This is a genomic window from Exiguobacterium sp. PHA03, assembly GCF_041945985.1.
GTDB lineage: Bacteria > Bacillota > Bacilli > Exiguobacteriales > Exiguobacteriaceae > Exiguobacterium_A.
In genome coordinates this window covers 393,914-410,930 of record NZ_JAUTYQ010000001.1, presented here as the reverse complement: position 1 = coordinate 410,930, position 17,017 = coordinate 393,914, and the positions used below count along the sequence as shown (strand labels likewise).

Here is a 17,017-nt window from a genome sequence, read left to right as displayed (position 1 = left end):
GGCTTGCACAATCATATTTTTAAACGCACAAAAAAAGCAACGGAACATGTCCATTGCTTTTACATTCTTTCAAATCGATTCAAACTCGTTGTCTCTCTAACAAACGGGAGAAATAACCACCTTGATCCATCAACTCGTCATGCGAGCCCTCTTCGACGATCCCGTCTTTCGTGACGACGAAAATCTTATCCGCATTCCGGATCGTCGCTAAACGGTGCGCAATGACGAGGGTCGTCCGGTTCTCAGACAGTTCGGCCAGCGACTCTTGGATGAGTGCTTCCGTTTCCGTATCAAGGGCAGACGTTGCTTCGTCCAGAATCAGAATCGGTGGATTCTTTAGGAACATCCGTGCGATGGCAAGTCGTTGCTTTTGTCCACCCGATAACTTGAGTCCCCGTTCGCCAATTTGTGTCGCATACCCATCTGGAAGATCCGCGATCATCGGTCCGAGGTGGGCACGTTCCGCCGCTTGCACGATGTCTTCGTGCGTCGCATTCAGATCACCGTAGGCGATGTTTTCAGCGATCGTCCCTGAGAACAAGAAGACATCCTGCTGGACGATACCGATTTGTTGACGTAGTGACTCCTTCGTCATTTGCCGGATATCAATTCCGTCAATTGTGATTGCGCCATCTAGAACATCATAAAAACGTGGAATCAACGAACAGATCGTCGTCTTCCCTGCCCCGGATGTTCCGACGAATGCGACCGTCTGACCAGGTTCGACCGTCAGATTGATGTGTTCTAAGATTAGACGATCCGCTTCATATCCGAATGCGACATCCTTGAACGTGATGCCACCGTTCAAGCGATCAACGACGAGCGCATCTGGCGCATCAGGTAAGGACGCATCTTCATCAATCATCGAAAGGAATCGCTTAAAGCCCGCCATCCCTTTCGGATACATCTCAAGCAATGCCGTAATCTTATCGATTGGCTTCAATAAGATATTCATGTAGAGAATGAAGCCGACGAGTTCTCCTGCCGTTAAGGCTTCGCGATATGTCAAGTACGCACCGACGACTAAGACGGCAAGTGTCATCAAACGAGTCGTCAAGTAGATGCCGGACAGGCTCTTACTCATGACCTTGTAGGCATTGATCTTCGACTGACGGAACGTTGCGTTGTCTTTTTCAAAACGCTCGATTTCGTAAGCTTCGTTCGTGAACGACTGGACGACACGGACACCGGAAACACTGTCCTCGACGCGTGAATTGACTTCCGCGATATTACCGTACATCCGGTCCCATGATTTATTCATCCGAACGTTCGCATAACTGATCAACCAGATCAGGAATGGCACAGCAATGATCGTCACGAGGGCAAGCGGCACATTGATCGTCAGCATGATCGAGAATGCACCAAGCAAGGTCATGACGGCAATGAACGCATCTTCTGGACCATGATGGGCTAGTTCCCCGATATCGAACAAGTCATTTGTGATCCGGCTCATGATATGACCCGTCTTTGTATTGTCAAAGAAACGGAACGACTGTTTCTGGACATGACTAAACAACTGACGACGCATATCGGTCTCGATATTAATCCCGAGCTTATGTCCGAAATAGTTGACGACGAATTGCATCAGCGTACTGATGACGTATAACGCTAATAATCCGACGCTGACAAGGATGATCCAGTTCATCTCTCCGTTTGGTAACAAGGAGTCGATGAACCATTTAACTGCGAGTGGAAACGCAAGTTCTAAAACCCCGACGAATAAGGCAGACGTGAAATCGAGCCAGAATAAACGTTTATGTGGGATATAATACTGATAAAAACGGTGTAACATGTGTAGCCTCCTTCCGAGTACTTCTAGTGTACTTGAACTTTTTTGAAAATACTCCTTCTACCTATTCGTTTTTTTGAAAAACGGTATTACAGTTTTCCAGACAAAAATTATATTTTTAATTCAGGGGAATCAGCACTTTTTATGACAAAATGGTAACAACGATTTTCACCTATCTCTTGGAAGGAGCTATGTCACGTGAAAAAGACCGTTCTCGCCCTCACGACGCTCGCTTTGGTCGGTACCACAATTCCGGTTTCAGCCGCGTCAACGACACTGACTTTGACGGATAACGTCAACATTCGCACGGCTGCCTCGACTTCCGCGAAGGTCATCACGACTCTAAAAAAAGGTACGAAGCTGACAGCTGTCAAGAAAGTCAACAGCTGGTATGAAATCCGCTATCAGTCGAAACCAGCTTTCATTACTTCAGCATACGTCAAAGCAACGACGGAAAAGGCTCCGACAACTACGACCTACATAACGAACACCGATGCCGTCAACGTCCGGCAAAAAGCAACGACGAGTTCGAAATCACTCGGAAAACTAGCAAAGAATACTGTCTTGACTGTTCAGAAACAATCAGGTGATTGGTACCAAATCACATATAAGAAACAAACGGCCTATGTCCATGCGACGTTAGTCAGTAAAAAGACATCAAACGTCATGACGGATTCCAAACCACCAGTGACGACTCCCGTCAAACAAGTCGTTAAAGCGGTCGATCGATCGAAAGTCTACACGGTTAATGCGAAGGAAGGCTTGAATGCTCGGACTGCTGCAGCGACGAATGCAAAAATCTACAAGACATTACCGCATCAAACGGTTCTTGATGTCACAGGTGCCGTTGATTCATGGTACCAAGTCAAGCTCGACGGAAAAGAAGCATATGTCGCTTCGACCTATGTCAAAGCTTCAACAAAAGCATCACCACCAACAACGCCGACGACGCCTGGAGTCTCTTTGACGCCGGTTGATGCTTCGAAGACGTATCGCGTCAACGCACCAACTGGATTGAATGTCCGTACGTTACCTTCGACGTCGTCTAAAGTCTTCACACAAGTCGGACACGGTTCGACAGTCAATGTCACGGGTGAAACGACAGGAAAAGATAGCGGCTGGTACCAGATCAAGATTGGAACTGGTCTTTACTATGTCGCGAAGAGTTACATCACGACGGGATCCGTCACGACGACGCCTCCGGTCACTCCAACGACACCCCCGGTAACGACTGTTCCTGGTTCAACATTGATGGAACGTGCGATTTCGATTGGGCAACAATATCTTGGAACGCCATATCGCTGGGGCTCAAGCAATCCAGTCAACGGTGGCTTCGACTGCTCTGGTTTCATCAATTACACGTTGAATGCTGCTGGCTATTCTGTCGGACGGACGAACGTCAACGGTTACTGGAATGATGACCGTTATCTTGGGGCGAAACTTTCGAAACTTCGTCAGCCAACACGCGGCGATATCATCTTCTTCGAAAACACGTATGCCGCTGGTCCAACACATATCGGCATCATGCTGAACAACGACCAGTTCATCCATGCGAATGAACCAGCTCTTGGCATCAGCCGTCTTTCAGAACGTTACTGGACACAAAAGCTGTTAGGCTTTAAATCACTTTAAGACATTTTTCATCCATCCTTCGGGGTGGATGTTTTTTTGTCTTAACACCCCTTTTTGGGATATACTGTATATGGAAAGGATGTGTCCGCATGTCTTACAAAACACTTTATGTCCGACTTCTCTTTCTTGCCTTATTGATTTTTGGTGGCTCGATGCTCTTGCATTATATCCAGACGGGAGACGTCTATATCGGTCACTTGATCGTTTCCGTCGCCGCATGCGTCTTATTGATTTTCAGAAGAACGACATCCTCACACGAACAGGCATGAAGCGAGTGCGCTTCATGCCTGTTTTTTCGTCATTGAACATTAACCAATGCTTGTATCTCTCGCTCAAGATCGCCTTTGAGCCGTTCACTTTGAAGGTCATCCTTCAATCGTAAAACATCCTCCAGTCGTTCCTGACCAATCCCTCGTTGCATCGCCAGTACGAGCGTCTGAAGCATCATCGCTTGGTCGAATCCACTCGCAGCAAGCCAGGCATCTTGCATCTCCCATATCTTATCGACGCTCTGCTGCAGCGTCTGATTCGGTAATTCGATGCCATTGACAAGGAGATGGACTTCGAGTTGTCCGATGTAATGTTTCGCGTCATCGATCGCCACAGTGACGAGTTTTTCCCACGCCATTTGCATGCCGTCCGTATCGTTTTCAAAAATCGCGATGAGTCCTTTCGTCAAATCGACTTCGATTCGTCCGACGGCAGTCGTTTCACTAAATGCAAAAAACTGCTCCAATCGATCAAACTCTTGCCGTGATTGTTCGATTTCCCCTTCTAGATATAAAAACAATCCGAGGAAACGTTGAAACGAAATGACATGATAATAGACATCTTGCTCCCGCATATACTGAACCCCTTCACGCAATAAGGCGATCGCTTCTGTATAGTGATCATCGAACAAACTTGCTCGGAGCGCACGCAAGATTTGGAAATTTAAATAGGTTTTTGGCGCCAGTGGAATCTCGCGTGGTACATCCATTGCTTCGATCAGCTCATACGCTTCCTTTGTCCGTTTGAGATTGAATAAAAAATAGACTTTCGAGATCTGAACGAGCAACTGCTCATCTTGACGACCGAGCTGTTGAAAAATCCGCTCTGCTTTCTCATAATATATCAAACCAAGCTCCGGGTCAGACGCTCGGAGGGCATCGCCGTATTTATGATAGACCTGCCCTTGCCAATAGGAAGTCGTTTCCGGAACCAAGTAAGGTTCTAGAAGTTCCTGAATTTTTTCGTCTGAAAAATATGGGGTATGCCGCGAACGGATTGTTTCGATGAGTTCCCGCATCTGAACATCTCGCGGATCGAGCATTAATTCTTCGACTGTCACCTGTAATCGCCTAGCAATCGCCTGTAAGGCGGGAACAGACGGTGTCGCTTTCCCATTTTCGACCATACTGAGCATTGACTTCGTGATGATGCCGGTCGCAACATCCGTTTGCGTCATTTTTTTCTGTTTTCGGATCTGTTTGATACGTTCCCCTAACACACTGGTCACTCCTTTTATCATAAAAGTTAAATTATATTGAACTTTATCTTTACATTTTTCTTCCACTCCTTTATTCTACACTAAAGTTCAATAAAATTTAACTCAGAAGGAGTGAACAGGATGTCATTTAATTTAAAGCGTGTCTTATTCGGAAAGTTTTGTTCATTATTCGCAGCTAGTCTCTTTACGTTCGTCGCCGGACTGACCGTCTTACGGGAAACGTCGTCTGGTTTTCAGTTTGCGCTCGTCTTGCTTGCAGGATCAGTGCCACGGATTTTGCTCTCACCGGTTGCTGGTGTCCTCGCTGATCGTTGGAACCGGAAACGAATCATCGTCATGACCGAAAGCTTAAGTGCACTCGTCTTGTTTGGACTTTTGCTCTATTCGTTACAAGCCCCTCTACATACCGTTCATTACATCATCGCTAGTGTTCTTTTGACGAGCCTGTCGACGTTCCTGTCCGTTACCTTATCAAGCTCGTTACCGCGACTCGTACAAGAAGAGGAGTTACAACGCGGGAACGCACTCTTCTCGACGATTCAATCGACCTCAACGATCACTGCTCCACTCGTTGCGGGACTGCTTATCGCCACTGTCTCCATCACGCAATTCTTGATCTTACCGTTTCTCTTGTTTGCTTCTGCTGCCTGGTGGAATAGCCGCCTCCGCTTTCTTGCAGTGGATACCTCTCCTCTGGTTACTACCGATACTCCGTCTTTCATCTCGGAGTTTAAAGAAGGCTACCGCTATCTGTTCCGTCAACCAGTATTGACGACACTCGTCCTGATGGCGATCGTCCTGAACTTCTTTTTTGTTGCTTTTGAAATCTTGTTACCGATTATTTTGCTCGATCGACTGCAATTCACACCATTTCGGTTTGGACTGGTCGAGTCCGCACTAGGTGCCGGTCTTCTCGTCGCTTCGTTGCTTCTTGCTTTACCTCGCTTTACGGTGAAACGTCCGTTACGGACGATATTCGAGTCGCTCTTTTTAATCGCCTCTTGTTATGCGCTTCCTGCACTTGCTTTACTCGGCTACGTTCCCTCTGCTCTACTACTACCCTTTTTCATGATTCTATTGTTCATCGACGGCATGCTCGTCTTACGGATGAACATTCCGCTACAACTCATCGTGCAAAAACAGACTGATCCAGCTTACCTCGGGCGTGTCATCGGTGTCCTTGAATCGGTCGCCATGGCGATGATGCCGATTGGTACCCTATTATTTGGTTTACTGAGTGATCATGTGTCTATCATCGTGCTACTTGCAGTCGGTACAGTCGGCTTGTTCGGTGCAGCGTTATTCGGATTCTTCCGATTGCGTAAAGACATCGTATCCGAACGCATTCCAGTAGTAGACGCAAAAAACACGTCCTCCCTCACTTCGTGAGAAAGGACGTGCGTATAAATCAGACTGTCGCTTTGACAGCGTCCATGATTAATTTTAATGATTGTTGTTTTGCTTGTTTGTCTGCGATCATCGAAGCAATCATCACTTCGTCCGTTCCATACGAATCGGCAAGCTCTTGTAATTGTTTCGCAACGGATTCCGGGTTACCGACGATCATCCGTTTCCGATTTTCAGCAATCCGGAACTGATCTTGGAACGTATACGGATACGCTGCTGCTTCTTCCGGTGTCGGCGTTCCTGTTGACGAGACCCCTTTTTCGAGTAAGAGCAGAGATAAATCAAGGCTTGACGCCAAACGTTCTGCTTCTTCCGTCGTTTCGGCACATGTAACGAAGATCGAAACGAGTGTTTGTGGTGTCTCATTAAACGACGTCGCCATGAAATTATGACGATAGTAATCCATTACTTCCTGACCACCCTGTCCATTGATGAAGTGAGCAAAAGCAAATCCGAATCCGCGTTGTGCGGCGTTCAAGGCACTACCACCACTTGATCCGAGCAACCAGCCTTCTGGTGTCGTATCGACTTCTGGTGTGGCGACGAGTCCCGCGAACCGGTGTCCGGCAGGTGCCCCGTCTTTCAGGTAGTCGACGAGATCATCAAGTTGTTCACCATAATCAGCTCCACCAAACCGTGGCGACGAACCTTCTTGTAACGCACGCGTCGCAAGGGGCATACCACCTGGTGCCCGACCGAGACCGAGATCAATCCGGTTCGGAGCAAGTCCTTCGAGGACACGGAAGTTCTCCGCAACTTTGTAGGCACTGTAATGTGGCAACATGACGCCGCCTGAACCAAGGCGAATCTGTTTTGTCACGGCTGCCATATACGCGATCAAGACTTCCGGACTCGAACCGGCTAGTGTTTTTGCAAAGTGGTGCTCGGATACCCACAGGCGATGATAACCGAGTTCGTCCGCGATTTTTGCGAGCTCGACCGTTTCGTGTAAGGCATCAGATGGGGATTGTCCTTTAGAGACCGGGGATTGGTCTAAAATACTAAGTTTCATATATGTCTCTCCTTTTTCTTTCGAATGCGTACTTACACTGTACGCCTCCTCGTTGTACCGTGCAACGAAACTGCTTCTTTCTGTCATGGGGACGTTTTTATTTTAAAATTCAGGGAACAATCCTTACGTGAGCATAAAAATCTAACGAATGAGGTGGAGCTACATGTCAACGCATACTACGAATCAAGAAGCAGTCGAAACGGTCAAGAAACTGATCGATAAAATCGAGACAGCGATGCTGACGACGATTGCAGCAGAAGGACTCGTATCGCGTCCGATGCAAACGCAGGATATTGAATTTGATGGTGACCTCTGGTTCCTCACTTCAAAAGAAACGGACAAGTATCAAGAATTACTTAAGAATCCGAGTGTTAACGTCGCGTACGTCGACAAATCATACGTCTCGATTCGTGGGACAGCAGAACTCGTCGAAGACATCGAACGAAAAAAAGAGCTCTGGAGCCCACGTTACGAAGCATATCTTGGAACGACATACGAAGATCCGAAAGTCGTCTTGATCAAGGTCAACACGGAAGCTGCTGAGTACTGGGAAACAGGAAACACGACAAAGTCCGTCAAACAAGTCTTGAAGAAAGTCGTCGGCAAAGACGATGAGAACGAAATCAATAAAACAGTCGACTTATCTTGACGAGTTAAACCCGCGCAGCTTGCGTGGGTTTTTTCATGTGAAGATAGTCGTTTTTCTCAAAATGATGTAACATAATAAAATGAACTAATACGTAACTTAACTAAAAGGAGTACAATCATGGGAGAATTTTTTACGTTATTACGCCGGGGTAACCGGTCTGCGTTGACGGCAGGCATCGTCAACTCTATCATCGCCATCATCAAGGCAATTGCCTACGTCCTGACGGGAAATGTCGCGATGTTCGCCGAAATGATGCATACGCTCGGGGATGCTGCCAATCAATTTTTCGTCTTCATCGGTTCTGCCCTCAGTAAAAAAGCACCAACGAAACGGTTCCCGAATGGCTTTGGTCGTCTCGTCAATCTCGTCTTGTTAGGCGCAATCCTCTTTGTCGGCATCATGGCCTACGAAACGATTCATGAAGGGATTGCCCACATCATCGAACCGACAGAATCGACAGGCTTCTGGATCACGTTATCCGTTTTATTCGCAGGGGTCGTCTTAGAAAGTGGTGTGTTCTTTAAAGCAATGCAGGAAATCGCGCATGATGCGAAATTGGACTCAAAAGGACCACGCCTCATCCTCGACAGCTTCCGGTCACTGAAGCAAGCAAAACCAGCGACACGCCTTGTGTTCCTTGAAGACTTAGTCGCAACGGCTGGCGGAATCGTCGCGATGATCGCCGTCATCATCTCACATGTGACACCGTTTCATCAGGCAGAAGGAATTGCTTCTATCCTGATCGGGCTGATGATGTTTTACGTCGTCGGAAACGTCTTCCTGCAAAACGCAGCTGGTGCACTTGGTGAAGCCGATGAGACGATGGCAGCACGTCTCGGCGGACTGATCATGAAAGACCCAGACGTCAAAGACATTAGTAAACTGGAAGTTATTAAAGAAGGCGATCATTTCCACGTCGAAGTTGAAATCGAAGTTGATCCGACGTTGACGATCGCTCAAGCAGACGACATCAAGGACCGCCTTGAACTGCAGATCCGTTTGCAACAAGGCATCATCGATGTGACGATCGGCTTTGACGAAGACGATAAGATTCAACAGTATGTCGTTGCTTCTGACGAGTCATGACACCGTTCACGCAAGATGTCCTGACCATCATCCGTTCAATCCCTGCTGGTCGGGTCATGACGTACGGGCAAGTCGCTCGACTCGCCGGTCATCCGCGTAGCGCACGACAAGTGGCGCGGATTCTTCACAGCATGAGTACGACGGAACGTCTACCGTGGCACCGCGTCCTTGCTGCTGGCGGAAAACTATCGCTCGAAGGCGATGAACAACGGCTGGCACTTGAAGCAGAAGGTGTCGAGTTCCTTACAATCCGTCAACTCGATTTATCGCGTTATCAAGTAAGAAGTGAATAGATGAAAAATAGAGGGATGACCGGTGTATGTACCAGTCATCCCTCTTTTTGTTGTTTTGAATCAAGCTTTTGACATACTCGAAGCCGCAGCAATTTGTCGACGTACTTCTGCTTCAAGCTGTGGTTCCGGTGGTTGCCAGCCTTCTGGTTTCATGACCTTTTGGTCAGATTCTCGGAAGATTGGTTTTCCGTCCGGTCCAAGCTTCGCCATATTGGCACGTTGAACGATCTCAAACAATGGAGCCGGATCAAGCCCGATCTCAACAAAGCTTCCCATGATGAAGTAGAGCGCGTCCGTCAAGGCATCCCCTTGTCCAACGAGTCGTTCGACATCTGTTTCAGGTTGTTTCATCTGGAGCGATTTTTCGACCGCTGTATCAAGCCCTGACTTGAAACGTTCGATCGCCTCGAGGAACTCTGCTTCACTCGTCGCCGTTTGATGCAAGAACTCAACGACCGCTTCTTCCGCCGTCCAGGTCGAGCGTTTAATCCCACGATCAACCGTCATTGGTGTTGGCGTCGTTGCACCAGGGTGTGAAAACACACGGTGGAATTCCTTTACGTCTTGATAATAATTTGTCATAACCGATCATCCCCTTTTACCGAATGTCTCCATTCTAACAGGTTCAGAACCGGAGTTCGACTCATTGATGAACGACGTCGAGTAAAGCCATCCCACGCGTGATCAATTCATCTCGCTGCTCAGATGTCGCTTTTAAGCGCTCGAGATCTGCAATCAGACGTGGTTGATCGACTTCATCCGCTAACTCAAGTAATTCTAGGCGGAGTAACCAAGCGTCCGGTAACTGGACGAGTGTCTGGTCGATCAGTTGCGGCAACCGTTCCCGACCAGCACGTCCTTCGCGAATCTCACGAACAACTTCAAAGATTGGATCAGCCGCTGTCAACGGACGCTCGATTCGTTCGAACTCGATCGTTTCTGGAATTGGCTTCAGTGCTTCAACTTCCGTTCCCGGGAATGCTGACGTGATGTCACCGACGATCAATTCCATCCGGTCCATCGTCATCGTTTTCCCATCGTTCGAGAGCGTTGCTGCTTCTAAAACGACGAGTGCCCGGTGACCATTGACGTTTTGAATTGCTGTGATGTCACCTGTGACGTGAACATTTCCTTCCGCCCAGTCGAGACGTTCACCGACTTTGACTTGCATCAATACTTCGTTCAATTCCTTGCCGTGAAGGAGTGTAAAGCCTTCCGGATGATCTGCAAGTCCTTGACCTGTCAACACTTCACCGTTTGCAGCCAACGCTGTCGGTCCAGTCAGTTTGACGATATGCAGCGAATCGTGAATTTCTTGCGTTTCAGGAACACCGACGAGTGAGAGACCGCTGTCGAAGACGAGCGTTGACAGATTGCCCGATTCAACGGCTTTCGTCAGTCCGTGGATGCCACCGCGAATGTAGGACATCGATTGAGCGAATTCTTCAAGTGCGTCGCGGAGTTGTTCAAACGATTCACAGACGAAGAGTTCTTTTTGCATGCTCGTCACGTCATGTTTCGTCGCAAGTGCTTTCTCAAGCGAGAATGGATGTTTAACGACCGCGTCCGTCAAACAATGGCGACTTTCACCGACTGATGATAGAAGACCTGCCCCGTAGATTTGTGGGTTGTCGATATCACCGATCAGACCGAATTCAACCGTCCACCAGAACAGACGTGAGATTTCGTTCGCTTCCGAAATCCCTTTGACGTGTGTCCGTGTCTCCGCAAGCTCAATTTCAGCTTGCTCGATATCGGCTGGCGTCGAGAATGGACTCTCTTTGACGATCGTCAATTTCTTGAGTGCCTTGAATACGTCATGCTCGGCTTTATGGTTAAAGGCATGTGCCCCGATCTCACCGAAGCGACGAACGAATTCCGCGTAGACCGGATTCATTAAGATCGGTGCATGCCCCGCTGCTTCGTGCAGAATATCCGGTGCTGGAGTGTAGAGAATGTTATCGACCTTCCGGATGTCGGTCGCAATCGGTAATAAACCATGTCCTTGGAAATCGAAGAAGGCGACGCCAGGAATGAGACCATCGACAGCGACTGTTCCCCAGCCTCCACGGCTTAGGTTCGCTGTCATCTCACGTACATCTGGAATCCGTTCCGGGCTGATGCCCGATGCAGCAAGCCCTTCGAGGTATGCTGGATGTGCTGTATCTTGTAACGTATTTAAATTTAGTCGCATGACGTATCTCCAAACGGCATGATCCGTTGGCGTGTAGTCTTCGTAGTGCTGTGGTGCGACATGTGGACGTAAGTGACTTGGAATGATTGGTGTAGACATATGAGTTCCCCCTTGAATGAATGTGAGATAACAAAAAAGCCCCTGCCGAACGTATCGTTCGACAGGGGCGACGAAAGCCGCGGTACCACCCTGATTACCCAGTCATCAACTGAGTCACTCATGATTGGGATAACGGTTTGCTCCGCTCGCTTACGCAAGAAGCTCAGAAACTGTAATTCAACACCATCTGTGTACACGTTCGCAGCGCCACGTGCTCTCTGAAACAGGGAGATGGTCTTTACTTCGGTTTCATCATCGCTTAATCTTTCGTTCTGTTATGCTGTTATACTGTTATGCTTTTAGCAAGTAAAGTATCGTTAAGGAGGACTATACGCTTACTTTTTACTTTCGTCAATGGCTTTTTTACGTTTAAATCGATTAAATGTTTTATCACGGACTGATTTTTGTTCGATCGTCAATGATGTGATATGGCGACGAAGCCCACCATTGAGCCGTTTTTCAAAGGATTCGAGTTCTTGTATCCACTCGTTCATCGAGACGACGATCGGTAAAATTTCCATGATGACTTCTTCCTCGAGTTCATCACGGTCGAGAAAAGAGTGCTTGACGAAGGCAATGTTCTCTTTGACGAGATCCTCCATCGCGAGCGGTTCTTCCGTCAACAGGAGATCGTATGTCAGCAAGACTTTCTCTTGTCGCTGGGCGATATGCATCAAGTGATAGAACAGTTCACTTCGAAGATCGTCTGCAATCGAATCGAGTGCCTTCTCTCGTTCTCTGAAGCGCTCTGCCGTCGCGACGCCACGTTCGAGGCACGATTGCATATGTTTAAGGATCAGCAGGTTCCGTAGAAGCGAGGCATGCTTCTGACGCGTTCCTCGAATTTCTTCCTTGTGTAGGTTGAACAGGTTTTGTGTCTCAAGGAGCGAACGCCCCATCTTATCGATTGCTGCCCGATATGGGGTGACCTTGCCTTCAAAGGCAATTGCTCGCGTGACGACGAGTAGTTTCTCAAAGAGTTTCGTCGCTTTCTGGTAATAGACATTGCCGTAACGTGGCGGGAAAATCAACGCATTGATGCCGAGTGCACAACCGATCCCGAGCATGACGAGCAAGTAGCGGATCAAGACGACTTGCCAAAGTGGTTCGGTCGCAGTCGCGACACTTTCGAGAATGACGATGATCATCAAGACGACGTGTGGAATCGTCCGCCCGAAACCAAAAGCTAGCAAAATCGAAATTGCTGCCATGATGACGATCCCGATCGCAAGCGGATTCGCCGGATTATCGCCTAAAATCCAAAGTGCGAGTAACGTCAAAAAGGCACCAATCAAGTTGGCCTCTGCTTCCTCGAGAAATTGTTTCCATGTCTGATAGACCGAAGGCAAGAGTGTCGTCGCTGCCGAGATCGCAGGCAGGATTGGGCTGAGGTTGAACAGGTTACTGATCAACAGCGCCAAGATGACCGCAAGACCTGTCTTAATGGTCCGTGGTCCGATTTGTAAGGATTGTCCACCCATGTCCATCCCTCCTTCTTATTCAGTATGCCCTCTATTCTTCACCGTTAGCCGTCAAAATTCAACAAAAAATCCCCTCCGCTTAAAAACGGAGAGGAGATTTAGGTGAATTATGATGCTTTCGTACCTGTTCCTTCTGTCATTTCCGCTTTCGCGACCGATTGGTCAACAAGCGGTTTTTTGAGGAAGGATAGGATTGCCGCACCGACGAGTGAACCGATGAGGATCGCACCCGCGTAACCGACGATTGCCATGACCGTACCTGATGGACCATCAAGTAACGGGAAGACGAAGATACCGCCGTGTGGTGCAGGGAGCAAGACGCCGAAGACGATCGTCAACGCACCAGCGATCGCTGAACCGATGACGCTTGACGGAATGACGCGCAGTGGATCGGCTGCAGCGAATGGAATCGCACCTTCAGTGACGAACGATGCGCCCATTGCGTAAGCAGCGATACCTGCTTCACGTTCTTGCGGCGTGAATTTCTTACGTGCGAACAATGTGGATGAGAAGGCAACGATGAGTGGTGGAACCATACCACCTGCCATGACAGCTGCCATGACTTCCGTGTTACCTGCTGTAAGAGCAGCTGTACCGAAAACGTATGCTGTTTTGTTGATTGGACCACCCATGTCGATTGCCATCATCGCTGCGACGAGCATACCGAGGAGGATTGCGTTTCCACCACTGAGTCCGTTCAATGAATCTGTGAGCCATGTCATGAACTTCGCAATCGGCTCATTGATGACGAGCAACATGATCATTCCTGTGATGAATGAACCAAACAGAGGATAGAGCAAGACTGGTTTGATTCCTTCGAGTGCTGCTGGAAGACCTTTGAATACTTTAACAAGCAAGAGTACGACGTACCCGGCAAGGAAACCGGCAATCAATCCGCCGAGGAAACCAGCGTTACCGTTGCTTGCAAGGAAACCAGCGATTAGACCAGGAGCAAGACCTGGTTTATCAGCGATCGACATCGCGATAAATCCAGCGAGGATCGGAATCAAGAGACCGAACGCGGCTTTCCCGATCGTCATCAATTGCGCAGCGAATTCATTGTACGATGGATCTTTTGGGTTCGCAGAGTTGATACCCCAGAAGAAGCTGATTGCGATCAAGAGACCACCTGCAACGACGAGTGGTAACATCGCGGATACCCCACTCATCAAATGTTTGTAGAATCCGCCACGAGCTGGTTTTGAGCTTTCGCTTGAACCGCTTGCTTTGTAGACAGGTGCATCCTGTTTGACGGCACGGTTGATCAATTCTTGTGGTTTCCGAATTCCTTGTGCAACTGGTACTTCAACGACGTGTTTACCGTTAAAACGATCCATCTCAACTGCTTTATCCGCTGCGACGATGATGGCTGTCGCATCGTTGATATCTTGTTGTGTCAAACCGTTCTTGACGCCTGTCGATCCGTTCGTCTCGACTTTGATACGGACACCCATCTCTTCCGCTTTTTGACGAAGGGCATCAGCTGCCATATACGTGTGTGCGATTCCTGTCGGACAAGCTGTGACGGCAAGGATATATGGTGCGTCTTGATCGACGTTGTCGCTTGAGACGTCAACTGGACCTTCTTCTTCGCGTTCCTTCGCTTCGATTGCTGCGATGACTTCGTCTTTCGTTTTAGCCGCAAGGATCGTATCGCGGAAGTTCATATCCATTAAATAAACGGATAGTTTCGAGAGTGTTTCAAGGTGTGCATTATCTGCGTTCTCACCCGCCGCAATCATGAAGAACAACCGACTTGGTTGACCGTCGAGTGCTTCGTAGTCAACGCCTGCCGAACGCCCGAAAGCGATTGCTGGTGTTTTGACCGCTGCTGTTTTTGCGTGTGGGATGGCAATACCTTCTCCTAAACCTGTCGTACTTTGCGCTTCCCGTGCGAGAATTGCTTCTTTATATGCCGAGCGATCGTTTAGTTTTCCTGCCCGATCGAGGACGTTGACGAGTTCATCAATGACAGCGGCTTTAGATGACGCTTGTAAATCAAGTTGAATCGTATCACGTGTCAAGAGATCAGTAATTTTCATGAGTAGTCACACTCCTTTTAGGATTGAATGAGTTCAACGACGTTGACGTCTACGAGGAGACGATCGATATCTTCTTTCGTACAAAGACCGAAGGAATAAGCAGACGCGCTGCCAGTCGTTACCGCATAGCGGAACGCTTCTTCTGGTGATTTGCCGAGCGCGTGGCTGGCGACGAATCCAGCGACGAGTGAATCTCCGGCACCGACGGAATTGACGAGCTTTCCTGCCGGTGTGTTTGCCGTGTAGGCACCTTGACGATTGACGAGCAGTGCTCCGTCTCCTGCAAATGAGATGACGACATTCTCGGCACCACGCTCGACGAGCTGTTGCGCGTATGGAACGGCCATCTCCTTCGAAGTAATCTCGACGTCGAAAATTTCACCGAGTTCATGGTGATTCGGCTTGATTAAAAATGGACCGAGCGGTAAGACTTCAAGCATCGCTTCCTTCGTCGTATCGACAGCGAAGCGGACGTTCCGTTCATTCAAGATCGTCGCGATATGACGATAGAGATCATGCGGTAGACTGCTTGGGATACTACCTGCGAAGACGACGATGTCACCGGCTTGCATCGTCTTGAATCGGGATAATAAATGCTCCAGCTCTTCCGGTTGAATCTTCGGTCCCGCTGCATTCAGCTCAGATTCTTGATCGGCACGAATCTTTACGTTGATCCGCGTCTCATCTTGAATCGGTGTGAAGTCCGTTAACACGCCTCGTTTCTCGAGTTCCGTCCGGATGAATTGTCCGGTACTTCCTCCAAGGAATCCGAGTGCTTGTGTTTCTACCTCATAGTTTTTTAGGACGAGAGAGACGTTGATTCCTTTCCCTCCGGCCACTTTTTCCGCCTGTTCGACACGATTGACTTGTCCTGCCTCAAATACCGGTAACGTGACATAATAGTCGATTGATGGGTTGAGTGTCAGTGTATAAATCATTTCGCGTTCACCACCTCTGTGTATTGACTGTATTTCGCTGCTTGCTCACTGGATGTCGTCGTGATGATCGTCGCCGCTTGCAAGGACGCCACCCGACTGAAGCTGATCGCATCCAGCTTCGTCTCATCGACGAGTACATACGATTGTTTTGCTAATTCGATCGCTGTCTTCTTTACGAGTGCCTCTTCCGGATCTGGTGTCGTGAAACCTTGTGCCGGATGAACACCGTTCATCCCAAGGAACGCGACATCAAAATGGTAAATCAACATTCCTTCACGTGCGTTGTAACCGACGAGTGCCTGCGTTGAATGCTTGAGTTGCCCTCCGACGACGAACGTCGGGATACGGTGATAGAGTAACGTGTTCGCTAGAGGAAGACTGTTCGTTACGACCGTAATCGCCTTCTCTTCGAGATACGGAACGATGGCAAGCGTCGTCGTTCCGGCATCGAGATAGACATACATACCGTCTTCAATCAGGTCGGCAGCCGCTCGCGCGATCCGTTCCTTCTCTTCGACATGCTGATCACTCTTCTCGAAGTAACTCAGTTCTTCAATTTGCAAATGGTTTGCTGTTGCTCCCCCGTGCACTCGACGCAGGTGACCTGCTGTCTCGAGTTGTGATAAATCCCGACGAATCGTGGATTCACTCGCACCGGTTTGTTCGACGATCTTTTGCATCTTGACGACTTCTTCTCGGGCTAAAAGCTCAAGGATGAGTTGATGGCGTTTTTTGGTTAACATAAGGTTTCCCTCCGCATCTTTAATATAAAGCGTTTACATATAAAAATCAATCAAAAACGTTCAAAATTTATATAAATTCTTTATAAAACGTTCAAAATACGACTTTTTTCGACATGAAACCGTTCTTATAGTTTCATTATACATCAAAAACGGTCATTTTATG

Annotated in this window: 15 protein-coding genes and 1 other annotated feature; of the genes, 6 read left to right on the top strand and 9 right to left on the bottom strand. The window is 48.3% G+C overall.

The genetic code is table 11. The features are described 5' to 3' along the window. Positions 1-79 precede the first annotated feature (79 nt). A complete protein-coding gene (locus tag Q7C19_RS02080; RefSeq protein WP_035408758.1) occupies positions 80-1,792 on the bottom strand; it encodes an ABC transporter ATP-binding protein in 1,713 nt (570 codons plus the stop codon). A 195-nt stretch (positions 1,793-1,987) separates the two neighbouring features. On the opposite strand from Q7C19_RS02080, the gene Q7C19_RS02075 reads away from it, so the two are divergent. Continuing rightward, complete coding sequence (locus tag Q7C19_RS02075; protein WP_375091484.1) at positions 1,988-3,421, top strand: C40 family peptidase; 1,434 nt, start codon at positions 1,988-1,990, stop codon at positions 3,419-3,421. A gap of 89 nt (positions 3,422-3,510) precedes the next feature. After that, positions 3,511-3,690, top strand: a complete 180-nt coding sequence (locus Q7C19_RS02070; protein WP_174316089.1) for a hypothetical protein — start codon at positions 3,511-3,513, stop codon at positions 3,688-3,690. Between the two features lie 29 nt (positions 3,691-3,719). Here Q7C19_RS02070 and Q7C19_RS02065 read toward each other — a convergent pair whose 3' ends face one another. Beyond that, entirely contained in the window at positions 3,720-4,910 is a 1,191-nt protein-coding gene (locus tag Q7C19_RS02065) for a helix-turn-helix domain-containing protein (protein ID WP_375091483.1), read from the bottom strand. A gap of 120 nt (positions 4,911-5,030) precedes the next feature. On the opposite strand from Q7C19_RS02065, the gene Q7C19_RS02060 reads away from it, so the two are divergent. Continuing rightward, the gene (locus tag Q7C19_RS02060; protein WP_313491329.1) at positions 5,031-6,299 is read left to right on the top strand and encodes an MFS transporter; all 1,269 of its coding nucleotides are present in this window, start codon (positions 5,031-5,033) and stop codon (positions 6,297-6,299) included. Positions 6,300-6,318: 19 nt separating this feature from the next. On the opposite strand, the gene Q7C19_RS02055 is transcribed toward Q7C19_RS02060, so the two are convergent. After that, positions 6,319-7,329 (bottom strand): LLM class flavin-dependent oxidoreductase, encoded by a 1,011-nt coding sequence (locus Q7C19_RS02055; RefSeq protein WP_035408770.1) that lies wholly within the window; start codon positions 7,327-7,329, stop codon positions 6,319-6,321. A gap of 163 nt (positions 7,330-7,492) precedes the next feature. Here Q7C19_RS02055 and Q7C19_RS02050 point away from each other — a divergent pair, with 163 nt between their 5' ends. From Q7C19_RS02050 to Q7C19_RS02040, 3 genes are all read left to right on the top strand, one after another. Further along, positions 7,493-7,978: a pyridoxamine 5'-phosphate oxidase family protein gene (locus tag Q7C19_RS02050; protein WP_035408773.1), complete on the top strand. Its 486-nt coding sequence runs from the start codon at positions 7,493-7,495 to the stop codon at positions 7,976-7,978. A 117-nt stretch (positions 7,979-8,095) separates the two neighbouring features. Then, positions 8,096-9,064: a cation diffusion facilitator family transporter gene (locus tag Q7C19_RS02045; protein WP_035408776.1), complete on the top strand. Its 969-nt coding sequence runs from the start codon at positions 8,096-8,098 to the stop codon at positions 9,062-9,064. Beyond that, a complete protein-coding gene (locus Q7C19_RS02040) occupies positions 9,061-9,357 on the top strand; it encodes an MGMT family protein (RefSeq protein ID WP_035408778.1) in 297 nt (98 codons plus the stop codon). The genes Q7C19_RS02045 and Q7C19_RS02040 overlap by 4 nt, the downstream gene beginning before the upstream one ends. A 60-nt stretch (positions 9,358-9,417) precedes the next feature. On the opposite strand, the gene Q7C19_RS02035 is transcribed toward Q7C19_RS02040, so the two are convergent. The 6 genes from Q7C19_RS02035 to Q7C19_RS02010 all read right to left on the bottom strand — a co-directional run bounded on the left by Q7C19_RS02035 (position 9,418) and on the right by Q7C19_RS02010 (position 16,854). After that, a complete protein-coding gene (locus tag Q7C19_RS02035; protein WP_052019063.1) occupies positions 9,418-9,939 on the bottom strand; it encodes a pyrophosphohydrolase domain-containing protein in 522 nt (173 codons plus the stop codon). 61 nt (positions 9,940-10,000) lie between these two features. Then, a complete protein-coding gene (locus tag Q7C19_RS02030; RefSeq protein ID WP_375091482.1) occupies positions 10,001-11,650 on the bottom strand; it encodes an aromatic amino acid hydroxylase in 1,650 nt (549 codons plus the stop codon). Positions 11,651-11,710: 60 nt separating this feature from the next. After that, positions 11,711-11,915, bottom strand: a binding site (T-box leader). Positions 11,916-11,985: 70 nt separating this feature from the next. Next, positions 11,986-13,131 carry an FUSC family protein gene (locus Q7C19_RS02025; RefSeq protein WP_035408788.1) on the bottom strand — a complete coding sequence of 382 codons (1,146 nt, stop codon included), beginning with the start codon at positions 13,129-13,131 and terminating at the stop codon, positions 11,986-11,988. Positions 13,132-13,238: 107 nt separating this feature from the next. Continuing rightward, positions 13,239-15,173 carry a PTS fructose transporter subunit IIABC gene (locus Q7C19_RS02020; protein WP_035408791.1) on the bottom strand — a complete coding sequence of 645 codons (1,935 nt, stop codon included), beginning with the start codon at positions 15,171-15,173 and terminating at the stop codon, positions 13,239-13,241. A 17-nt stretch (positions 15,174-15,190) separates the two neighbouring features. Continuing rightward, a complete protein-coding gene (gene pfkB / locus Q7C19_RS02015; protein WP_035408794.1) occupies positions 15,191-16,111 on the bottom strand; it encodes a 1-phosphofructokinase in 921 nt (306 codons plus the stop codon). Further along, positions 16,108-16,854, bottom strand: coding sequence for a DeoR/GlpR family DNA-binding transcription regulator (locus tag Q7C19_RS02010; protein WP_035408796.1), 747 nt, complete (start codon positions 16,852-16,854; stop codon positions 16,108-16,110). The genes pfkB and Q7C19_RS02010 overlap by 4 nt, the downstream gene beginning before the upstream one ends. Between the last annotated feature and the right edge of the window lie 163 nt (positions 16,855-17,017).

Bases quoted from the DNA above. Each gene is read 5' to 3' on its own strand.
- Q7C19_RS02055 (WP_035408770.1), bottom strand. From the start codon at position 7,329: ATGAAACTTAGTATTTTAGACCAATCCCCGGTCTCTAAAGGACAATCC.
- Q7C19_RS02070 (WP_174316089.1), top strand. From the start codon at position 3,511: ATGTCTTACAAAACACTTTATGTCCGACTTCTCTTTCTTGCCTTATTG.
- Q7C19_RS02035 (WP_052019063.1), bottom strand. From the start codon at position 9,939: ATGACAAATTATTATCAAGACGTAAAGGAATTCCACCGTGTGTTTTCA.
- pfkB (WP_035408794.1), bottom strand. From the start codon at position 16,111: ATGATTTATACACTGACACTCAACCCATCAATCGACTATTATGTCACG.
- Q7C19_RS02040 (WP_035408778.1), top strand. From the start codon at position 9,061: ATGACACCGTTCACGCAAGATGTCCTGACCATCATCCGTTCAATCCCT.
- Q7C19_RS02080 (WP_035408758.1), bottom strand. From the start codon at position 1,792: ATGTTACACCGTTTTTATCAGTATTATATCCCACATAAACGTTTATTC.
- Q7C19_RS02030 (WP_375091482.1), bottom strand. From the start codon at position 11,650: ATGTCTACACCAATCATTCCAAGTCACTTACGTCCACATGTCGCACCA.
- Q7C19_RS02050 (WP_035408773.1), top strand. From the start codon at position 7,493: ATGTCAACGCATACTACGAATCAAGAAGCAGTCGAAACGGTCAAGAAA.
- Q7C19_RS02010 (WP_035408796.1), bottom strand. From the start codon at position 16,854: ATGTTAACCAAAAAACGCCATCAACTCATCCTTGAGCTTTTAGCCCGA.
- Q7C19_RS02025 (WP_035408788.1), bottom strand. From the start codon at position 13,131: ATGGGTGGACAATCCTTACAAATCGGACCACGGACCATTAAGACAGGT.
- Q7C19_RS02020 (WP_035408791.1), bottom strand. From the start codon at position 15,173: ATGAAAATTACTGATCTCTTGACACGTGATACGATTCAACTTGATTTA.
- Q7C19_RS02045 (WP_035408776.1), top strand. From the start codon at position 8,096: ATGGGAGAATTTTTTACGTTATTACGCCGGGGTAACCGGTCTGCGTTG.
- Q7C19_RS02060 (WP_313491329.1), top strand. From the start codon at position 5,031: ATGTCATTTAATTTAAAGCGTGTCTTATTCGGAAAGTTTTGTTCATTA.